General features: G+C 67.0%; 16 protein-coding genes. 14 read left to right on the top strand and 2 right to left on the bottom strand.

All coding sequences use genetic code 11. From position 1 onward, the window contains the following. Positions 1 to 5: 5 nt before the first annotated feature. A complete protein-coding gene (locus tag BLQ58_RS08265; RefSeq protein WP_092596310.1) occupies positions 6 to 833 on the top strand; it encodes a TatD family hydrolase in 828 nt (275 codons plus the stop codon). A 146-nt stretch (positions 834 to 979) separates the two neighbouring features. After that, positions 980 to 3,526, top strand: a complete 2,547-nt coding sequence (locus BLQ58_RS08260; protein ID WP_092596307.1) for a DNA internalization-related competence protein ComEC/Rec2 — start codon at positions 980 to 982, stop codon at positions 3,524 to 3,526. A gap of 6 nt (positions 3,527 to 3,532) precedes the next feature. Here the strand turns inward: BLQ58_RS08260 and BLQ58_RS08255 are convergent, their stop codons facing one another. Continuing rightward, entirely contained in the window at positions 3,533 to 4,570 is a 1,038-nt protein-coding gene (locus tag BLQ58_RS08255) for a MurR/RpiR family transcriptional regulator (protein WP_092596304.1), read from the bottom strand. Positions 4,571 to 4,875: 305 nt separating this feature from the next. Here BLQ58_RS08255 and edd point away from each other — a divergent pair, with 305 nt between their 5' ends. The 12 genes from edd (at position 4,876) to ftsB (ending at position 17,951) form a co-directional block, all read left to right on the top strand. Further along, complete coding sequence (gene edd / locus BLQ58_RS08250; RefSeq protein ID WP_092596300.1) at positions 4,876 to 6,792, top strand: phosphogluconate dehydratase; 1,917 nt, start codon at positions 4,876 to 4,878, stop codon at positions 6,790 to 6,792. A 164-nt stretch (positions 6,793 to 6,956) separates the two neighbouring features. Next, positions 6,957 to 7,481 carry a gluconokinase gene (locus tag BLQ58_RS08245; RefSeq protein WP_092596296.1) on the top strand — a complete coding sequence of 175 codons (525 nt, stop codon included), beginning with the start codon at positions 6,957 to 6,959 and terminating at the stop codon, positions 7,479 to 7,481. 241 nt (positions 7,482 to 7,722) lie between these two features. Further along, complete coding sequence (locus BLQ58_RS08240) at positions 7,723 to 9,198, top strand: circularly permuted type 2 ATP-grasp protein (RefSeq protein ID WP_092596291.1); 1,476 nt, start codon at positions 7,723 to 7,725, stop codon at positions 9,196 to 9,198. A gap of 33 nt (positions 9,199 to 9,231) precedes the next feature. Further along, entirely contained in the window at positions 9,232 to 10,185 is a 954-nt protein-coding gene (locus tag BLQ58_RS08235; RefSeq protein WP_092596290.1) for an alpha-E domain-containing protein, read from the top strand. 82 nt (positions 10,186 to 10,267) lie between these two features. After that, positions 10,268 to 11,080, top strand: coding sequence for a transglutaminase family protein (locus tag BLQ58_RS08230; protein WP_217635968.1), 813 nt, complete (start codon positions 10,268 to 10,270; stop codon positions 11,078 to 11,080). Between the two features lie 102 nt (positions 11,081 to 11,182). Then, a complete protein-coding gene (locus BLQ58_RS08225) occupies positions 11,183 to 11,986 on the top strand; it encodes a proteasome-type protease (RefSeq protein ID WP_092596288.1) in 804 nt (267 codons plus the stop codon). A 99-nt stretch (positions 11,987 to 12,085) separates the two neighbouring features. Next, on the top strand, positions 12,086 to 12,907 hold the full coding sequence (locus tag BLQ58_RS08220; RefSeq protein WP_092596284.1) for an alpha/beta fold hydrolase: 822 nt from the start codon (positions 12,086 to 12,088) through the stop codon (positions 12,905 to 12,907). A gap of 137 nt (positions 12,908 to 13,044) precedes the next feature. Continuing rightward, the gene (locus tag BLQ58_RS08215) at positions 13,045 to 14,697 is read left to right on the top strand and encodes a CTP synthase (protein ID WP_092596280.1); all 1,653 of its coding nucleotides are present in this window, start codon (positions 13,045 to 13,047) and stop codon (positions 14,695 to 14,697) included. Positions 14,698 to 14,720: 23 nt separating this feature from the next. Continuing rightward, positions 14,721 to 15,590: a 3-deoxy-8-phosphooctulonate synthase gene (kdsA, locus tag BLQ58_RS08210; protein ID WP_066738786.1), complete on the top strand. Its 870-nt coding sequence runs from the start codon at positions 14,721 to 14,723 to the stop codon at positions 15,588 to 15,590. 134 nt (positions 15,591 to 15,724) lie between these two features. After that, positions 15,725 to 16,015 carry a DUF1330 domain-containing protein gene (locus BLQ58_RS08205; protein ID WP_092596273.1) on the top strand — a complete coding sequence of 97 codons (291 nt, stop codon included), beginning with the start codon at positions 15,725 to 15,727 and terminating at the stop codon, positions 16,013 to 16,015. A 63-nt stretch (positions 16,016 to 16,078) separates the two neighbouring features. Continuing rightward, positions 16,079 to 17,368: a phosphopyruvate hydratase gene (eno, locus tag BLQ58_RS08200; RefSeq protein ID WP_092596270.1), complete on the top strand. Its 1,290-nt coding sequence runs from the start codon at positions 16,079 to 16,081 to the stop codon at positions 17,366 to 17,368. 241 nt (positions 17,369 to 17,609) lie between these two features. Further along, complete coding sequence (gene ftsB, locus BLQ58_RS08195) at positions 17,610 to 17,951, top strand: cell division protein FtsB (protein WP_092596267.1); 342 nt, start codon at positions 17,610 to 17,612, stop codon at positions 17,949 to 17,951. Between the two features lie 71 nt (positions 17,952 to 18,022). On the opposite strand, the gene BLQ58_RS08190 is transcribed toward ftsB, so the two are convergent. Next, positions 18,023 to 18,433 carry a hypothetical protein gene (locus BLQ58_RS08190; protein WP_092596250.1) on the bottom strand — a complete coding sequence of 137 codons (411 nt, stop codon included), beginning with the start codon at positions 18,431 to 18,433 and terminating at the stop codon, positions 18,023 to 18,025. Between the last annotated feature and the right edge of the window lie 37 nt (positions 18,434 to 18,470).

The following is an 18,470-nucleotide window of genomic DNA, read 5'->3' as shown; positions in this document are numbered from 1 at the left end:
GCCTTATGTGGATCGACACCCATTGTCATCTGGACGCCGCCGAGTTCGATGCCGACCGCGCGGGCGTGATCGACGCGGCCCTGGCGGCCGGCATCTCGGGCATCGTGCTGCCGGCCGTGGCGGTGTCGAACTTCGACGCCGTGCGGGCGCTGGCCCGCGAGGGATCGCGCTGCGTCTATGCGCTCGGCATCCATCCGCTGTGCACGCCGGGCGCCGGGCAGGCCGACCTCGACGCGCTGCGCCGACAGGTGGCGGCATCGATCGATGATCCGCGCCTGGTCGCCATCGGCGAGATCGGGCTCGATTTCTTCGTGCCGGGCCTGGACGCGCAGCACCAGACCTGGCTTTACACCGAGCAGCTCAAGATTGCCCGCGAATTCGACCTGCCGGTGCTGCTGCACGTGCGCAAGTCGCAGGATCAGGTCTACGCCGGCCTGCGCCGCGTGGGCGTGCGGCAGGGCATCGCGCATGCCTTCAACGGCAGCCACGAGCAGGCGCGCCGCTATGTCGAGCACGGCATGAAGCTTGGCTTCGGCGGCAACGTGACGTTCTCGCGCGCGAAACAGATCCGGCGCCTGGCCACGGCGTTGCCCATCGAGGCCATCGTGCTCGAAACCGATGCGCCCGATATCGCCCCCGCGTGGCTGTCCGACGATCAGTTCGGCGCGCAGCACAAGGCGCGCAACACGCCCGGCGAGGTGGCTGGCGTGGCGCGTGTCATGGCCGAATTACGAGGCATGCCGGAGCGCGAACTGGCGCACATCATGTGGCGCAATTCTGTTGCCGCGTTGCCCCGCCTGGGTGCGTTCGCGGACGTCATGGCGCCGCGATAGTCTTCGCTTTTTCGCCATTTCTCGGGCCACATCGCCGGATGCGATGCAGATTTAACGTATTGACACACCGGCGCATCATTCGGACACGTTTTTCCCCTCCTTTGCACGGTACAAAGCCCCCTTCGTGACATCGATCCGGGGGCTTCATGCGCTTGCTGTTGCTGGCGTTCGTTTTGGGGTGCTGGCTGCTGCAACAGCAGGGCATGCTGCCGGGCCGCGCCGAATGGCTTGCCGGGTGTGGGCTTGCCTTTGGGCTGGCCGGTGCGATATGGGCATCGGCACGCGTGCGGGGCCGATGGGCGCCGCACGGGCGACTGGCGCTGGGCGCCTCGCTGGCGCTGCTGATCGGCGTGGGCTGGTCCGCGTGGCGCGCGGACGTGCGCATCGAACGCTGGCTGCCATCGGATATGGCGGGCAAGGACCTGGTGGTGGAAGGCATCATTGCCGGGCTGCCCGATGCCGTACCGCACGGCACGCGTTTCCTGTTCCGCGTCGAGAACTGGCCGGATGGCCAAGCGGGGCAGTCGCTGCCGCAGCGCCTGCTGCTCACGTGGCGCGACGAGGCGGCCGGCGACGGCGCCGCGCCCGACGAATTCCCGCCGATGAATGCGCTGTGGCCGGGCCAGCGCCACCGCCTGACCGTACGCCTGCGCCGTCCGCGCGGGCTGGCGAATCCGCACGGCTTCGATTACGCGTACTGGTTGCTGCGGGAAGGCGTGCATGCCACGGGCTACGTGCGTGGCGCCGCCACGCTGGCCTCCGGGGGCCCGGTGCCGTGGCCCGTGCGCATCGCGATGTGGCGCGCCGGCCTGCGCGATCGTCTGCGTGCCGCCTTGCCCCCCGACGCCCGCTACGGCGCCGTGCTGATCGCGCTGGTGATCGGCGATCAGCGCGGCATTGCGCGGGCGGACTGGGACATCTTCCGGCGCACCGGCATTTCGCATCTGGTCAGTATCTCGGGCCTGCATATCACCATGATCGCTGGCGCGACGGGAGCCCTGGCGCGCATGCTGTGGCGGCATTCGTTCGGGCTCGGGCGGCGGCTGCGCCGTCCGTTGCCGCTGGTGTGGCCGGCGCAGCAGGCCGCGCTGGCAGTGACCGTGCTGGCCGCACTCGGTTATGGCCTGATCGCCGGCATGCAGATTCCGGCGTTGCGCACCGTGGCGATGCTGGCCGTGGCGGCCCTGGCGTTGTGGAGCGGCCGGGCGACGCCACTGTCGGTGGTGCTGGCGTGGGCCGCTGGCATGGCGGTGGCGATCGATCCCTGGGCGGTCATGTCGCCGGGGTTCTGGCTGTCCTTCGGTGCCGTGGCGGTGATCTTTCTCCATGCGCGCGACGGGCCGGACGATAGCCGGCCCATGGCGGCAGGCAACGACGCCGGTCGGCGCATGGCCCGGCTGCGGGACGGCGTCGTGAACGCCGCGCGTACGCAGTGGGCCGTGACCATCGGGCTTGTGCCGCTGACGCTGTTGCTGTTTGGTCACGTGTCACTGGTGTCCTGCATGGCCAATGCGGTGGCGATTCCGGTGGTAAGCCTGCTCGTGACGCCGTTGGCGCTGGCCGGGGCCGTGCTGCCGAGCGCGTTCGCCGCGCCGTTGCTGGCCGTGGCGCACACCGCGCTGGCGTGGCTGGTGAGCGGGTTGGGTTGGCTGGCTGCGCCGGCATGGGCTGTCTGGGAGGCCGCGCATCCGGCCTGGTGGCGCACGGCGCTGGCCATCGGCGGTGTCTGGCTGTTGCTGGTGCCGCGACGGCCCCAATGGCCGCAAAGCGTCCAGTCTCGCAAGGGAAGCCCGCAGATCGCGCGGCCGGTTCCACGCTGGGCTGGCGCGGGCCTGATGGTGCCGATGCTGATGACCGGGCGCGCTGCCGTGGCCGAAGGCGAGATGCGCGTGACGGCGCTCGATGTCGGGCAGGGCACGGCGGTGCTGGTGGAAACGCGCCGGCATGCGCTGCTGTATGACGCGGGGCCGGCCTACGTGTCGGGCACCAGTGCCGGAGGGCAGGTCGTCGTGCCGTTCCTGCGCGCGTCGGGGGTGCGCCGGCTGGACACGCTCATGGTCAGCCACGAAGACGCCGACCATGCCGGGGGCGTGCGCGATGTCGTGCAGGCGGTGCCGGTCGGATCACGGCTGACGGCGGCACCGCCCGGGCATCGGCTGATGGCGGGAGCGGAGGGCGCTGACTGGCAGCCGTGCGTGGGCGGCACCGGCTGGCAATGGGACGGGGTACGGTTCGACATCGTGCATCCCACCACGGAGGAGCTGGCCCCCGGCAGGCTCCAGAGCAATGCGCGCAGTTGTGTGTTGCGTGTGGCCACGGCAGGACGCAGCCTGCTGCTGACCGGCGACATCGGTGTGCGCGAGGAGCTGCGGTTGGTCGAGCGCCTGACGCCGGAACAGTTGCGTGCCGACGTCCTGCTGGTGCCCCATCACGGCAGCGGCACGTCATCGCATGTGTCGTTCCTGCGCGCCGTACAGCCGGAACTGGCGATTTTCCAGCTGGGGTTTGCAAACCGCTACCGCCATCCGCGCGATGACGTCTGGCGGCGCTACGAGCGGGCGGGTATCGCCCGCTATCGCACGGACGAGACCGGCGCCGTATCGATCCTGACGTCGGGCGATGCGCTTGAGGTCGTGCCGTATCGGCAGCGATATCGCCGCTACTGGCGCGATGGGCCGCCGGCGCCGCGTTGATGCGAGTCAGTTGGCCCTTGCGGGCGCCTTGGCGGGTTTGGCCGCGGAACCACTGCGAGGCTTGGTGCTGGTTTTCCCGATCGCATTCGCGCTGGGCTTGGCTGCGGCCGGATGCGTCTTGGCCGGCTTTCTGGTCGCGGATCGGACGGCGCCTTCCCCGGCGCCTTCGTCGGCATCGTCAGCCTGATCCGCCAGTGCGGCCGGCTCCGCGCCGGCAATGCGTCGCTCGCGCAGATGGGCCTTGGCGCGCTGCAGGCCGCCCGCCACCGACTCCGCGCGCTCCAGTGCCACACCGGCGGCGAGCACATCGCCCAGCACCAGATGGCAGATGCGCGACGTCATCGGCGTATAGACCTCGCTGTCCTCCTCGACGTCGGAGAACACGCAGACGTCGGCCAGCTTGGCCAGCGGAGACCCACTGTGGGTCAGCGCCAGGACGCCAGCGCCGCTGCCACGGGCGAGCGTGGCGGCGGCCAGCATGTCCCACGTGCGGCCGCTGTTCGACACCAGTACGGCCACGTCGCCCGGCCGCAGCAGCGCGGCGGACATGCTGAACACGTGCGAATCGGAATACGCCGTGGTGGGGATGCCCAGGCGGAAGAACTTGTGCTGGATGTCGAGCGCGACGATGCCCGAATTGCCGCAGCCGTAGAACTCGATGCGCCGCGCGCTGGCCAGCAGGCGGATGGCGTGCTCGATCTGGTCGGCGGACAGTGCGTTGCGCACCGACATCAGCGTGGCGATGGTGCGGTCGAATACCTTGCCGGCGATGTCGGCGGGCCGGTCGTTGGCCTCCACGTCCTGATGCACGAACGGCGTGCCGCCGCCGACGTTCTGGGCGAACTGGAGCTTGAACTCCTTGAAGCCGTCGTAGCCGAGCGCGGCGCAAAAGCGCGCGATGGTCGGCTGCGAGACGCCGGCACGTTCGGCCAGCTCCGGCATGGTCAGCCGGATGACGCTGGCGCCGTGGCGGGCTACATAGTCGGCCAGCCGGCGTTCGGACGGGCGTAGCGTGTCATAGACGGCAAGGATTCTGTCGCGCATGGTGAAGGTCGTGCGGGAAACGGTGCGTGGGAGTCTTGACGGCGGAGCCGGGGTGGCCGCGTCTTTTAATATGTAGAGATTCTACACATTCGACTGTCGGATTCGCAGCCCCCGGCGCCCGGTTTTCATCCTAGGATTTACCCGAATTTGCGCGCGTAACGCCATTTCCAGGCGGTGGCAAGGCTTCCGGCGAGGTGTCGGCCGTGGCTATAATGTAGAAAATCTACAGATCCGGTGGCCTGTGGCGACATGTTCTTACCTGTCGCGCGGTTGTCCCGGATCGCCCCACGAGGATCCATTCCGCCATGACCCAAGCCGCCAAGGGCCACGTCCGCGCCGAAGTTTCGGCCGTCACCGACCGCATCGTCGAACGCAGCCGCGCCAGCCGCGCCGCCTACCTGGCGCGTTGCGAGCGCGCCCAGCAAGACCTGGGGCCGCTGCGCGGCATGTCATGCGCCAACCTGGCCCATGGTTACGCGGCACTGCCCGCCGACGACAAGCTCAAGCTGCGCGTGGAACATGCACCGAACCTGGGTATCGTCACGGCTTACAACGACATGCTGTCGGCCCACCAGCCGTACGAACGCTATCCGGCGGTCATTCGCGAAGCCGCGCGTGCCGTGGGCGCCGTGGCGCAGGTGGCGGGCGGCGTGCCGGCGATGTGCGACGGCATCACGCAGGGCAATGCAGGCATGGAACTGTCGCTGTTCTCGCGCGATGCCATCGCCATGAGCACCGCCGTGGCGCTGTCGCACAATACGTTCGACGCCGCGCTGATGCTGGGCGTCTGCGACAAGATCGTGCCGGGGCTGCTGATGGGCGCGCTGCAGTTCGGCCACCTGCCGGTGGTGTTCGTGCCGGCCGGCCCGATGGCCTCGGGGCTGTCGAACAAGGAAAAGGCGCGCGTGCGCCAGCTCTATGCCACCGGACAGGTCGGGCGCGACGCGCTGCTCGAAGCCGAATGCGCGGCCTACCATGGCGCCGGCACCTGCACGTTCTACGGCACCGCGAACAGCAACCAGTTCCTGATGGAAATCATGGGCCTGCACATGCCCGGCGCGGCGTTCGTGCACCCGGACAGCGGCCTGCGCGATGCGCTGACCACGGCGGCGGCACAGCGGGCGCTGGCGCTGATCGCGCGCGGCCGCGAATACACGCCGCTGGCGCAGATCGTCGACGAGCGGGCGGTGGTCAACGCCATGGTCGGCCTGCTGGCCACGGGCGGTTCGACCAACCACACGATCCACCTGGTGGCCATGGCGCGCGCCGCCGGCATCGTGATCGACTGGAACGACTTCGACCGCCTGTCGGCCGTGACGCCGCTGCTGGCGCGCGTCTATCCGAACGGCTCGGCCGATGTGAACCACTTCCACGCGGCGGGCGGCGTGGCCTACGTGATCGGCCAGCTGCTGGAAGCGGGCCTGCTGCACGAGGACGTGAACACCGTGGTGGGCCGTGGCCTGGCACGCTACACCGAAGAGCCGGTCATGACCGACGGCGCGCTGCGCTGGCGCGACGGCCCGGCCACCAGCGGCGATACCGCCGTGCTGGCACCGGCATCGGCGCCGTTCTCGGCCGAAGGCGGCCTGCGGTTGATGGCCGGCAATTTGGGGCGTGGCGTGATCAAGGTCTCGGCCGTGACCGACGAGCATCGCGTCGTGCAAGCGCCGGCGCGCGTGTTCGATTCGCAGGAGGCGCTGCAGGCGGCGTTCGAAGCCGACGAACTCAATCGCGACGTGGTGGCGGTGGTGCGCTTCCAGGGCCCGAATGCCAACGGCATGCCCGAACTGCACCGGCTGACCCCGGCGCTGGGCGCGCTGCAGGACGCCGGCCACAAGGTCGCGCTGGTCACCGATGGCCGCATGTCGGGCGCGTCGGGCAAGGTGCCGGCCGTGATCCATGTCGGTCCGGAGGCGCTTGTGGGCGGCCCGCTGGCCCGGGTGCGTGACGGCGACGTCATTCGTGTCGACGCCGTGGCCGGTACGCTCGAACTGGTGGGCGATGCCGACGTGCAGGCGGATTTCGCCGCGCGCACGCCGGTGCCGGCGCCGTCGGACGATTTCGCGAATTTCAGCATGGGCCGTGGCCTGTTCGGGCTGTTCCGGCGCCATGCCCGCATTGCCGAGGAGGGCGGCAGCGCGCTCGACCTGTCCGAGGCCGATGCCCCGTCGTCGGCCACGGCCGACGCGGCTGTCAAAACCGCGTCCGCCGTCGCACAATAGGCGGACGTCCGGGCAGGCCGGCCCACCACAGCCAATCCTTTCAGACATTCCGTAATCCCCGCGGCGCTGACGCCCCGGGGCACTGCCTGGCCACGCCGACGCGTGACCGGCGGCTACCGACAAGGGTGGCAATACCACCCGACACCATGTTCGATGGAGCAGACATGATCTATATCCTGATGGGCGTTTCCGGCAGCGGCAAGACCACCGTGGGCCAGCTGCTTGCTGAGCGGCTGCACTGTGGCTTCCATGATGCCGACACCTTTCACAGCGAGGCCAACAAGGCCAAGATGCACGATGGCGTGCCACTGACCGACGAAGACCGCTGGCCCTGGCTGGCCGCCATGCGCGCCGCCATCGACGCCGCGCGCGCCGAGGGCCGCACCCATGTCTTCACCTGCTCGGCGCTGCGCCAGACCTACCGCGACCGCCTGACCCCGCCCGATGGCGGCGTGACCTTCGTATTCATGAAGGGTGATGCCTCGACGATCGGCGGCCGCCTGTCGGCCCGCGCCGACCACTTCTTCAATCCGGCGCTGCTGCAAAGCCAGTTCGATACCCTGGAAGAGCCCCAGGACGCGCTGGTGCTGGATATCCGTCGGGCGCCCGAAGTCCTGGTGGAGGACATCCTGGCCAAATGCCCGCCGGAGTCGGTCTCGTGCGCCGGCCAGGCCAAGACCGCGCACTGACCCTGCACCAAGGCCAGCCACGCGTGGCTGGCAAGCATCTTGCTAAACCGTTTTGCGTACCGGCGCATGTCTTGTGCATGCAACCCCTTGCGGGATTTGCCGGTGCGGATATGCTGGAAGCGTCGACTCGACGAGGCATCGATAAACGGGTGGCCGGCGGTATTGCCGTGCAGCAAGGCCGAAGAGCAGTCAGGCGGCACGGACCGCGGCAGGCGCCCATTTCCACGAAGGAGCGGCCATCATGGCGGCGCGGTTTTTCGACGAGATGCTGGAAGGGCGAGAGGACGGCACGGTGACGGCCGTCGAGGCCGGACAGGTATTGCCGCCAGGGGCGGTCCGGACTCACTACCGAAGTTTTGCGGACTGGCTCGGCCGGCAGTCCGTATCCACGATGGACAACAAGCGCGCGGAGGCGGATCTGATCTTCCGGCGCGTGGGCATTACCTTCGCCGTCTATGGCGACAAGGACGAGTCCAACAGCGGCACTGAGCGGACCATTCCGTTCGACGTGATCCCGCGCGTGTTCCCGGCCAGCGAATGGGCCACGCTGGAGCGCGGCCTGCGCCAGCGGGTGGCGGCGCTGAACCGCTTCATCCACGATATCTACCACGGCCAGGACATCATCCGTGCCGGCGTGATTCCGCCCGACCAGATCTATAACAACGCCCAGTACCGGCCCGAGATGCTCGGCATCGACGTGCCGCGCGACATCTACGCGCACGTAGCCGGCATCGATGTGGTGCGCGCGGGCCAGGGCGAGTTCTACGTGCTGGAAGACAACCTGCGCGTGCCGTCGGGCGTGTCGTACATGCTGGAAAACCGCAAGATGATGATGCGGTTGTTCCCCGACCTGTTCGCCCGCAACCGGGTGGCGCCCGTGGCCCACTATCCCGACCTGCTGCTGGACATGCTGCGCAGCGTGTCGCCGCAGAATATCGCCGACCCTACCGTGGTCGTGCTCACGCCGGGCATGTACAACTCCGCGTATTTCGAGCACGCGTTCCTGGCCCAGCAGATGGGCGTGGAACTGGTGGAGGGCAGCGACCTGTTCGTCGAGGACGATCACCTCTACATGCGCACCACGCAGGGGCCGCAGCGCATCGACGTGATCTACCGCCGCGTGGACGACGACTTCCTCGATCCGCTCGTATTCCGGCCAGATTCGGCGCTGGGCGCGGCGGGACTGCTGTCGGTCTATCGTGCCGGCAACGTGACGATCTCGAATGCCATCGGCACCGGCGTGGCCGACGACAAGTCGATCTATCCGTATGTGCCGGACATGATCCGCTTCTACCTGGGCGAAGAGGCCATCCTGTCGAACGTGCCCACCTACATGTGCCGACGGCCCGATGACCTGCAATACGTGCTCGACCACATGGCCGAGCTGGTCGTGAAGGAAACCCACGGGGCCGGGGGATACGGCATGCTGGTGGGCCCGGCCGCGACGAAGGCCGAGATCGACCAGTTCCGCGAGGTGGTCAAGGCGCGGCCCGAACAGTACATCGCCCAGCCCACGCTGGCGCTGTCCACCTGCCCGACCTATGTGGAATCGGGCATCGCGCCGCGCCATATCGACCTGCGGCCATTCGTGCTGTCGGGCAAGGAAGTGCGCATGGTGCCGGGCGGGCTGACGCGCGTGGCGCTGCGCGAGGGGTCGCTGGTGGTGAATTCCTCGCAGGGCGGGGGCACCAAGGACACCTGGGTGCTGGAACGCTGAAGCCGAACACACTGATCGCCGGGAGACCCCATCATGCTGAGCCGTACCGCCGACCACCTGTTCTGGATGGCCCGCTACACCGAGCGCGCGGAAAACACCGCGCGCATGCTCGACGTCAACTACCAGACCTCGCTGCTGCCGCAGTCGGCCGAAGTGGCCGAGCAGGGCTGGTGGGCGATGCTCGACATCTCCGAGCTGACCCAGGCCTACGACCACAAGTACGGCCTGCTGCACCGTGACGACGTGATCGACTTCATGGTGCGCGACATGACCAACCCGTCGTCGATCATGAGCTGCCTGCGCGCGGCGCGCGAGAACGCGCGGGCGGTGCGTGGGTCGCTGACTACGGAGGTGTGGGAAACCATCAACACCACGTGGCTGGACGTGCAGCGCATGATCACCGAGGGCGAGCTGCGCGATGACCCGTCGCGCTTCTTCGAATGGGTCAAGTTCCGCTCGCACCTGGCGCGCGGTGTGCAGTTCGGCACCATGCTCAAGGACGATGCGTTCCACTTCATGCGGCTTGGCACCTTCCTGGAGCGCGCCGACAATACGGCGCGGATCCTGGACGTCAAGTTCCAGGCGTCGGGCCGCGACGACAGCGATCCGAACCGCGAGCAGAACGACTTCTACCACTGGGCGGCCGTGCTGCGGTCGGTGTCGGGCTTCGAGGTCTACCGCAAGATCTACCGGGCCGTGATCACGCCGCAGCGCGTGGCCGAACTGCTGATCCTGCGGCCGGACATGCCGCGCTCGCTCGTGTCGAGCATGGACGAAGTGGTGGCGATCCTGGCGCTGGTGGCCAACCAGCAATCGTCGGAGACCGAGCGCCAGGCTGGTAAACTCCACGCCGACCTCAAATACGCGCGCATCGACGACATCTTCGCCGTCGGCCTGCACGCCTACCTGACCAGCTTCCTGGAGCGCATCGGCGATCTCGGCAATGGCATCAGCCGGGATTTCCTCGTGCCGCTGCTGGCCGCCTGAACCGTCATGCATGTGCCCGGTGCGTCACGCGCCGGGCCGGGGAAGCACCGGCGGGTGCCGTGCCGGGCGCGCGATACGCATCGTGAAATACAGGATTCACCACAAAACCGTCTATCAATACACCGAACCGGTGCGTCGCAGCGTGCACGAACTGCGCCTCGCCCCGCGCTCGGGGCCCCTGCAATCGGTGCAGGGCTGGCAACTTTCGGCGCCGGGCAACCTGAGCGAGGCGCGCGACGGTTTCGGCAATATCGTCCACAACTTCACCATGGCCGGCCCGGCCCGTACGATCGCCATCACCGCCACCGGCGAGGTGGAGGTGCAGGGCGGACACCATGCTTTCGTCGATCAGCCGGATTCGGGCGAGTCACGGGTGTCGCCGCTATACTTTGTTTCGACTACGCCACTTACGCAGGCGCCGCACGGCCTGCAGGCGTTTGCCGCGCCCTATGTGGCGGCGGGTCACGATGTGCCGGCACTGCTGGCCCTGGCGGGCGGCATTGCCGATCGCGTGCGCTACCAGGCCAATACCACCGATGTCGGAACGTCGGCGGCCCAGGCCTTCCAGCTGGGGAGTGGCGTCTGCCAGGACCAGGCGCAGGTGATGGTGGCCGCGTGCCGTGTGCTGGGCATTCCGGCGCGCTATGTCAGTGGCTACTTCTACGATCCGGCCGCCACGGCGCTGGCCAGCCATGCCTGGGCCGATGTCTGTCTCGATGCCGGCCGGGGCCTCTGGTGCAGTATCGACGTGACGCACCGCTGTGTGACAGATGCCCGCCACGTGCGGCTCGCGGTGGGGCGCGACTACGCCTCGGCCGCACCAATCCGGGGCATTCTGGAAGGCGGCGCGGGCGAAACGCTCGACGTCGATATCGCCATCACGCCCGCTGCCTGACCGGCCCGCGCCGGCATTCAACGGCGTGGCGTTTTGCCGAGCGGCTAGAATGCAAATTTGCCGTCTCACAAGTGACACGGCGCCCCAACAAGACACCTGTTCATGACGTACTGCGTAGCGATGCGGCTGGATGCCGGTCTGGTATTCCTGTCCGATTCCCGAACCAATGCCGGGGTGGATGCCATTTCCACCTCGCGCAAGATGACCGTCTTCGAAGAGCCGGGCGACCGCGTGCTGGTGCTGATGACGGCCGGCAACCTGGCGATCAGCCAGTCGGTGCGGCAGCTGCTGGCCGAGGCGCGCGACGAAAAGCGTTCGCTGTGGACGGCCCGCGACATGTTCGAGGCCGCCACGATCGTCGGCGACGCCGTGCGCGCCGTGCACAAGCGCGACGCCCACGCACTGCGCGAGGCCGGCATCGACTTCAACGTCAGCATGATCTTCGGCGGGCAGATCCGCGGCGAGCGCACGCGGCTGTTCCATATCTATGCGGCGGGCAATTTCGTCGAGGCGTCGCCCGAAAACTGCTACTTCCAGATTGGCGAGGCCAAGTATGGCAAGCCGATCGTCGACCGAGTGGTGTCGCCGTCGCTGCCGCTGGGCGAGGCCGCCAAGTGCGCGCTGATTTCGATGGATTCGACGCTCAAGTCGAATATCTCGGTGGGCCTGCCGCTGGACCTGCTGGTGTACGAGGCCGATTCGCTGCGCGTGACGCGCTTTGTCAACATCGACGAGAAGAACGCGTACTTCCGCATGATCCGCGACACCTGGGGCCAGCGCCTGCGTCAGGTGTTCGGCGAGATCGCCAATCCCGAGTGGGATGCCGCCGAGCCGGCCGAGTTTCCGCTGGCGCGCGACGAGGCCGACCGATGGGGCCAGCCCGTGCGCGCACGCCGGGAACGGTAGAGGGAAACGTCTACCCCATTCGCGCCGGCGCGGGCGTCGAACGGCGGGGCGCCGCAGTACACTCTGCGGCGACTGCCACATTCCCATTGCACTTGTCTCATGCGCGACATCCTGCTGTTCTCCCACGCCAACGGATTTCCCGTATCCACGTACCGCAAGCTGTTCGGGGCACTGGAAGATGCCTTCGAGATCCGCGCCGTCGAGCGCTACGGCCACGATCCAAAGTACCCGGTCACGCGCGAATGGCCCAATCTGGTGGACGAACTGCTACGTGAGATCGAACGCGCCCGTCGCGACGGTGCCGATTCCCGCAAGGTCTGGCTGGTCGGGCATTCGCTGGGCGGTTTCCTGTCGCTGATGGCCGCGCTGCGCGAACCGCAGCGCGTGCGCGGCGTGGTGATGCTCGACTCGCCGATCATCGCCGGCTGGCGGGCGTCGCTGCTGCGCGCGTCGCAGGTCCTGGGTCTGGACGAAAAGCCGGGCCCGGCGGCCGTGACCAAGAACCGCCGCACGCACTGGCCCGATACCGAATCGGTCTGGACCCACTTCCAGGCCAAGCGCAATTTCCGGGTCTGGGACCCGGACGTGCTGCGCGACTACGCCGAGCATGGCACCGAGCCGACGGGCCGGGCCGCGGAACGCCGCCTGCGTTTCGACCGCGACGTGGAATACCGCATCTATCGCACGCTGCCTACCAGCCTGGGCCGGCGCGTGGCCCATGGCGCGCCGGTGCCGGTGGGCTTCATTGCCGGCACGAAATCACGCGAGGTCAGGCAGGTGGGACTGGGCGCCACGCGCAAGCTGGTGGGCGACCGCCTGCGCTTCCTGGAAGGCGGGCATCTCTATCCGATGGAGCGGCCCCTGGAAACCGCCGCCACCGTGCATGAGCTGATCGGGCAGATGCGCGCCAGCGGCCACTGAAGACGGGCGCGGCGCCGAGCGGCGCATGCGCCGCAGCAGCAGGGCGGCGCATCGCGGACACTGCCCTGTCACAAAATCCGGGTCGGCGGCGGACGGGGTCTCATGTATAATCCCGATTTCCCCGGCAAGCTCGGTTTATGACCAAATTCGTCTTCGTCACCGGTGGCGTCGTCTCTTCTCTCGGCAAGGGCATCGCTGCTGCTTCGCTCGCGGCCATTCTCGAGTCGCGCGGCCTCAAAGTCACCCTCCTCAAGCTCGATCCCTACATCAACGTCGACCCCGGCACGATGAGCCCTTTCCAGCATGGCGAGGTGTTCGTGACCGAGGATGGCGCCGAAACTGACCTCGATCTGGGTCACTACGAGCGCTTCGTGTCGGCCAAGATGCGCAAGTCGAACAACTTCACGACTGGCCAGATCTATGAGTCGGTGATCCGCAAGGAGCGCCGCGGCGAGTACCTCGGCAAGACCGTCCAGGTGATTCCGCATATCACCAACGAGATCCAGGCATTCGTGGAGCGCGGCGCGGCCGCCTCGCACGACGGCAAGGCCGACGTCGCCCTGGTGGAAATCGGCGGTACGGTCGGCGATATCGAATCGCTGCCGTTCCTGGAAGCCGCTCGCCAGATGAGCCTGCGCATGGGCCGCAACCACTGCGCATTCGTTCACCTGACGCTGGTGCCGTTCATCGCCAGCGCGGGCGAGCTGAAGACCAAGCCGACCCAGCACTCGGTGCAGAAGCTGCGAGAAATCGGCATTTCGCCGACGGCGCTGCTGTGCCGCGCCGACCGTCCGATTCCGGACGACGAGCGCGCCAAGATCTCGCTGTTCGCCAATATTCCGCAGGATGCCGTGATTTCGGTATGGGATGCCGACAGCATCTACAAGATCCCGCAGATGCTCAACGAGCAGGGCCTTGACCGCCTGATCTGCGAGGAACTGCGACTCGATCCGAAGCCGGCCGACCTGTCGATGTGGCAGAAGCTGGTGAACGCGCAGGAAAACCCGCAGCACGAGATCAAGATCGGCATGGTCGGCAAGTATGTCGACCTGACCGAGTCGTACAAGTCGCTGATCGAAGCCCTGCGCCACGCCGGCATGCATACCGCCACGCGCGTCAACATCGAGTACATCGATTCCGAGGAACTGGAATCGGGTCACCTCGAAGTGCTGCAGCCGCTGGACGCCATCCTGGTGCCGGGCGGTTTCGGCAAGCGCGGTACGGAAGGCAAGATCCGCGCGATCCAGTACGCCCGGGAGAACAAGGTGCCGTACCTGGGCATCTGTCTGGGCATGCAGCTGGCCGTGATCGAGTTCGCGCGCGACGTGGCGGGCATGAAGGACGCCAACTCGACCGAATTCAACCTCGAGACCGAGCACCCGGTGGTGGCGCTGATCACCGAATGGGTCGACCGCGAGGGCAAGGTGGAACAGCGTTCGGCCGAATCCGACCTGGGCGGCACGATGCGCCTCGGCGCGCAACGCGTGCCCATCCAGGCGGGCACCAAGGCCGCGCAGATCTACGGCGCCGAAGTCAACGAGCGTCACCGCCATCGCTACGAAGTCAACAATCACTACGTGCCCCAGCTCGAAAAGGCCGGCATGGTGATTTCGGCCCGTACCCCGACAGAAAACCTGCCGGAAATGATGGAACTGCCCGAGTCGATGCACCCGTGGTTCGTGGGCGTGCAGTTCCACCCGGAATTCACGTCGACCCCGCGTGACGGCCACCCGCTGTTCAAGGCCTACGTGGAAGCCGCGCTGGCCTCGCAGCAGCGCAAGGGCGCCTGACGTCGCGACGAAGGAGACAAGCCATGAAACTGTGTGGATTCGACGTCGGCCTCGACAAGCCGTTCTTCCTGATCGCCGGCCCGTGTGTCATCGAGTCCGAGCAGATGGCGCTGGACACCGCCGGCGAGCTCAAGCAGATCACCGGCGAACTGGGCATCCCGTTCATCTACAAGTCGTCGTTCGACAAGGCCAACCGGTCGTCGGGCAAGTCGTTCCGCGGTCTCGGCATGGAGAAGGGGCTGGAGATCCTGGCCACCGTGAAGCGCGAAATCGGCGTGCCCGTGCTGACGGACATCCACGAGATCGACGAGATCAAGCCCGTCGCCGCCGTGGTTGACGTGCTGCAGACGCCGGCCTTCCTGTGCCGCCAGACCGATTTCATCCGTGCGTGCGCCCAGAGCGGACGCCCGGTGAACATCAAGAAGGGCCAGTTCCTGGCGCCGCACGACATGAAGAATGTGATCGACAAGGCGCGTGACGCGGCCCGTGAGGCCGGTCTGCCCGATGACGTGTTCATGGCCTGCGAGCGTGGTGTTTCCTTCGGCTACAACAATCTGGTGTCGGACATGCGCTCGCTCGCGATCATGCGCGAGACCGGTGCCCCGGTGGTGTTCGACGCGACCCACTCGGTGCAGTTGCCGGGCGGCCAGGGCACCAGCTCGGGCGGCCAGCGCGAGTTCGTGCCGGTGCTGTCGCGTGCCGCGGTGGCCACCGGCGTGGCGGGCCTGTTCATGGAAACCCATCCGGACCCGAGCAAGGCCATGTCCGACGGCCCGAACGCGGTGCCGCTGTCGCGCATGAAGGAACTGCTGGCCGTGCTGAAGGACCTGGATACCCTGGTCAAGCGCGCCGGCTTCCTCGAAGACAATTTCGGCTGGCCCGCCTGCGCGTGATCCAGCCAGCAGTACCCGCCGCCCGCGCCTGTCGCGGGCGGCGTCGCTTCCGGATGCGTCAGATCGGGTGCGTGCGTGAATCGCCCCGGACGCACGGGTATCGAAAGACAATACAAAAGATTCGGAGATAGCGTATGGCCGCCGGCCTTATCATCGCGTACGTCGACGTGACGGATCCCCAGCAGTACGAGCAGTACAAGGTGCTTTCCACGCGGGCCATGCAGGCTCACGGCGCGGAAGTGCTGGTGCGGGGCGGCAAGACGGAGCCGCTCGAGGGGCAATGGGCGCCGACGCGCGTGGTGGTGCTGAAATTCCCCAGCTACGAGGCCGCCAAGGCCTTCTACGCGAGCGAGGAATACCTGGCAGCCCGCCAATCCCGCGAGCATGCGGCAAAGATGAACATGATCGTCGTGGAAGGCGTCTGAGACTTCCACCCGTCATCTGGCACGTAGAAGATTCACGAAGATTCAACAGTCCTGAGAGGAAATATGAGTGCAATCGTAGATATCATCGGTCGCGAGGTGCTGGACTCGCGCGGCAATCCCACGGTCGAGTGCGACGTGCTGCTGGAATCCGGCGTGATGGGCCGTGCCGCCGTGCCGTCGGGCGCATCGACCGGCTCGCGCGAAGCCATCGAACTGCGTGACGGCGACAAGTCGCGCTACCTGGGCAAGGGCGTGCTGAAGGCTGTCGAGCACATCAACACCGAGATCTCCGAAGCCATCATGGGCCTGGACGCTTCCGAGCAGGCGTTCCTGGACCGCACGCTGATCGAACTGGACGGCACCGAGAACAAGGGCCGCCTGGGCGCCAACGCCATGCTGGCCGTGTCGATGGCCGTGGCCAAGGCCGCTGCCGAAGAGGCTGGCCTGCCGCTGTACCGCTACTTCGGCGGTTCGGGCGCGATGCAGATGCCGGTGCCGATGATGAACATCGTCAACGGTGGCGCGCACGCCAACAACAGCCTGGACATCCAGGAATTCATGATCATGCCCGTGTCGCAGACCAGCTTCCGTGAAGCCCTGCGTTGCGGCGCCGAAGTGTTCCACGCGCTGAAGAAGATCCTGGCCGACAAGGGCATGTCGACGGCCGTGGGTGACGAAGGCGGCTTCGCACCGAACTTCTCGTCGAACGAAGAGTGCCTGAACACCATCGTGCAGGCGGTGGAAAAGGCCGGCTACAAGATGGGTGAAGACGTGCTGCTCGCGCTGGACTGCGCCGCCAGCGAGTTCTACCACGAGGCCGAAGACGTCTACGCGCTGGAGGGCGAAGGCCTGAAGCTGTCGTCGACGCAATTCGCCGACTACCTGGCCAACCTGTGCGACAAGTTCCCGATCGTGTCGATCGAGGACGGCATGGCCGAAGGCGACTGGGAAGGCTGGAAGACGCTGACCGACAAGCTCGGCAAGCGCGTGCAGCTGGTGGGCGACGACCTGTTCGTGACCAACACCAAGATCCTGAAGGAAGGCATCGAGAAGGGCATCGGCAACTCGATCCTGATCAAGATCAACCAGATCGGTACGCTGACCGAGACGTTCGCCGCCATCGAAATGGCCAAGCGCGCCGGCTACACCGCCGTGATCTCGCACCGTTCGGGCGAGACCGAGGACAGCACGATCGCCGACATCGCCGTGGGCACCAACGCTGGCCAGATCAAGACCGGCTCGCTGTCGCGTTCGGACCGTATCGCCAAGTACAACCAGCTGATCCGCATCGAGGAAGATCTGGGCGATATCGCTACGTACCCGGGCAAGAGCGCGTTCTACAACCTGCGCTGATTCCCCGAGCCTGCCGTCGGCGCGTGCCGCCGGCAAGCCAACGACAAACGCCGCTCCCGGGTTCGCCGGGGCGGCGTTTTTTTCGATCCGGTGTGGCGATTGTGCCGATATCCGGTGCCGCACGCACGGTTGTTGCGCTTTGTAGCGTCTTTTGTTTTGCAATCTGCGGCCGCATGATGGATCATTGGTGCCCATCGGAAACCTCCGACCACGCCATTATTCCATTGCGCCTTTTGCCCCGATGCGCCTGATTTCCCTGCTGTTGTTCGTGCTGTTGCTGGCCATTCAGTACCCGCTCTGGCTGGGCAAGGGCGGCTGGCTGCGCGTGTGGGATCTGAATCGCCAGGTGGGCGAGCAGATGGCCCACAACCAGGCGCTGAAACTGCGCAACGCCAAGCTGGAAGGCGAAGTGAAGGACCTGCAGGATGGCACGGGCGCCATCGAAGAGCGCGCCCGCTACGAACTGGGCATGGTCAAGGACGACGAGGTGTTCGTCCAGTTCGTGGCCCCGGCCCCGAAGGTCAGCGCCACGCCGCCACTGCCGCCGCCTGCCAACTCCGTCGCCGGACGCGGCGGTCACTAGGCGTCAGCCAGCACGCATCAAGCATCAGGTCCGGCCGCGCAACGCGGCCGCTATCGTTTGCGCACGCCGCATCACCACCAGCCGCCGTACGGGTAGCCTCCGTAGCCGTACCCCGGGAAGCCGAAGCCTACGCCGGCACCCCAGCCACCGCCGCCGCCACCCCAACCGTTGTAGAACATGTTGACGCTCGTGTTCGGGTAGTACGACGCACGGCTCCATGCGGCGGCCGACTGCTGGTTAGCCATTACCGTGGCCTGTTCCTGAAGGATCTGCTGGTTCAGCGCGCCCAGCTTCTGGCGCTCGGCGTCGCTAAGCGGAGCGGGGGGGATGGCATTGTCCGGCAATCGTGCCGTAGCCGGCACGCCGTCGGGGCTGCGCGGCACCGGCGCCGCGCAGCCGGCAATCAAGCCGGCAAGCGCCAGTACGCTGGCCAGCTGGCAGGCCAGGGCAGGTGTCGATCTGGAACGAATGGTCGCTGTCATATCGGACTCCGTTCGAACGGCTGAAGAACAAGCATGC

It is taken from the genome of Ralstonia sp. 25mfcol4.1, assembly GCF_900104095.1.
Classification (GTDB): domain Bacteria; phylum Pseudomonadota; class Gammaproteobacteria; order Burkholderiales; family Burkholderiaceae; genus Cupriavidus.
This window is presented reverse-complemented; position numbering and strand designations above follow the sequence as displayed.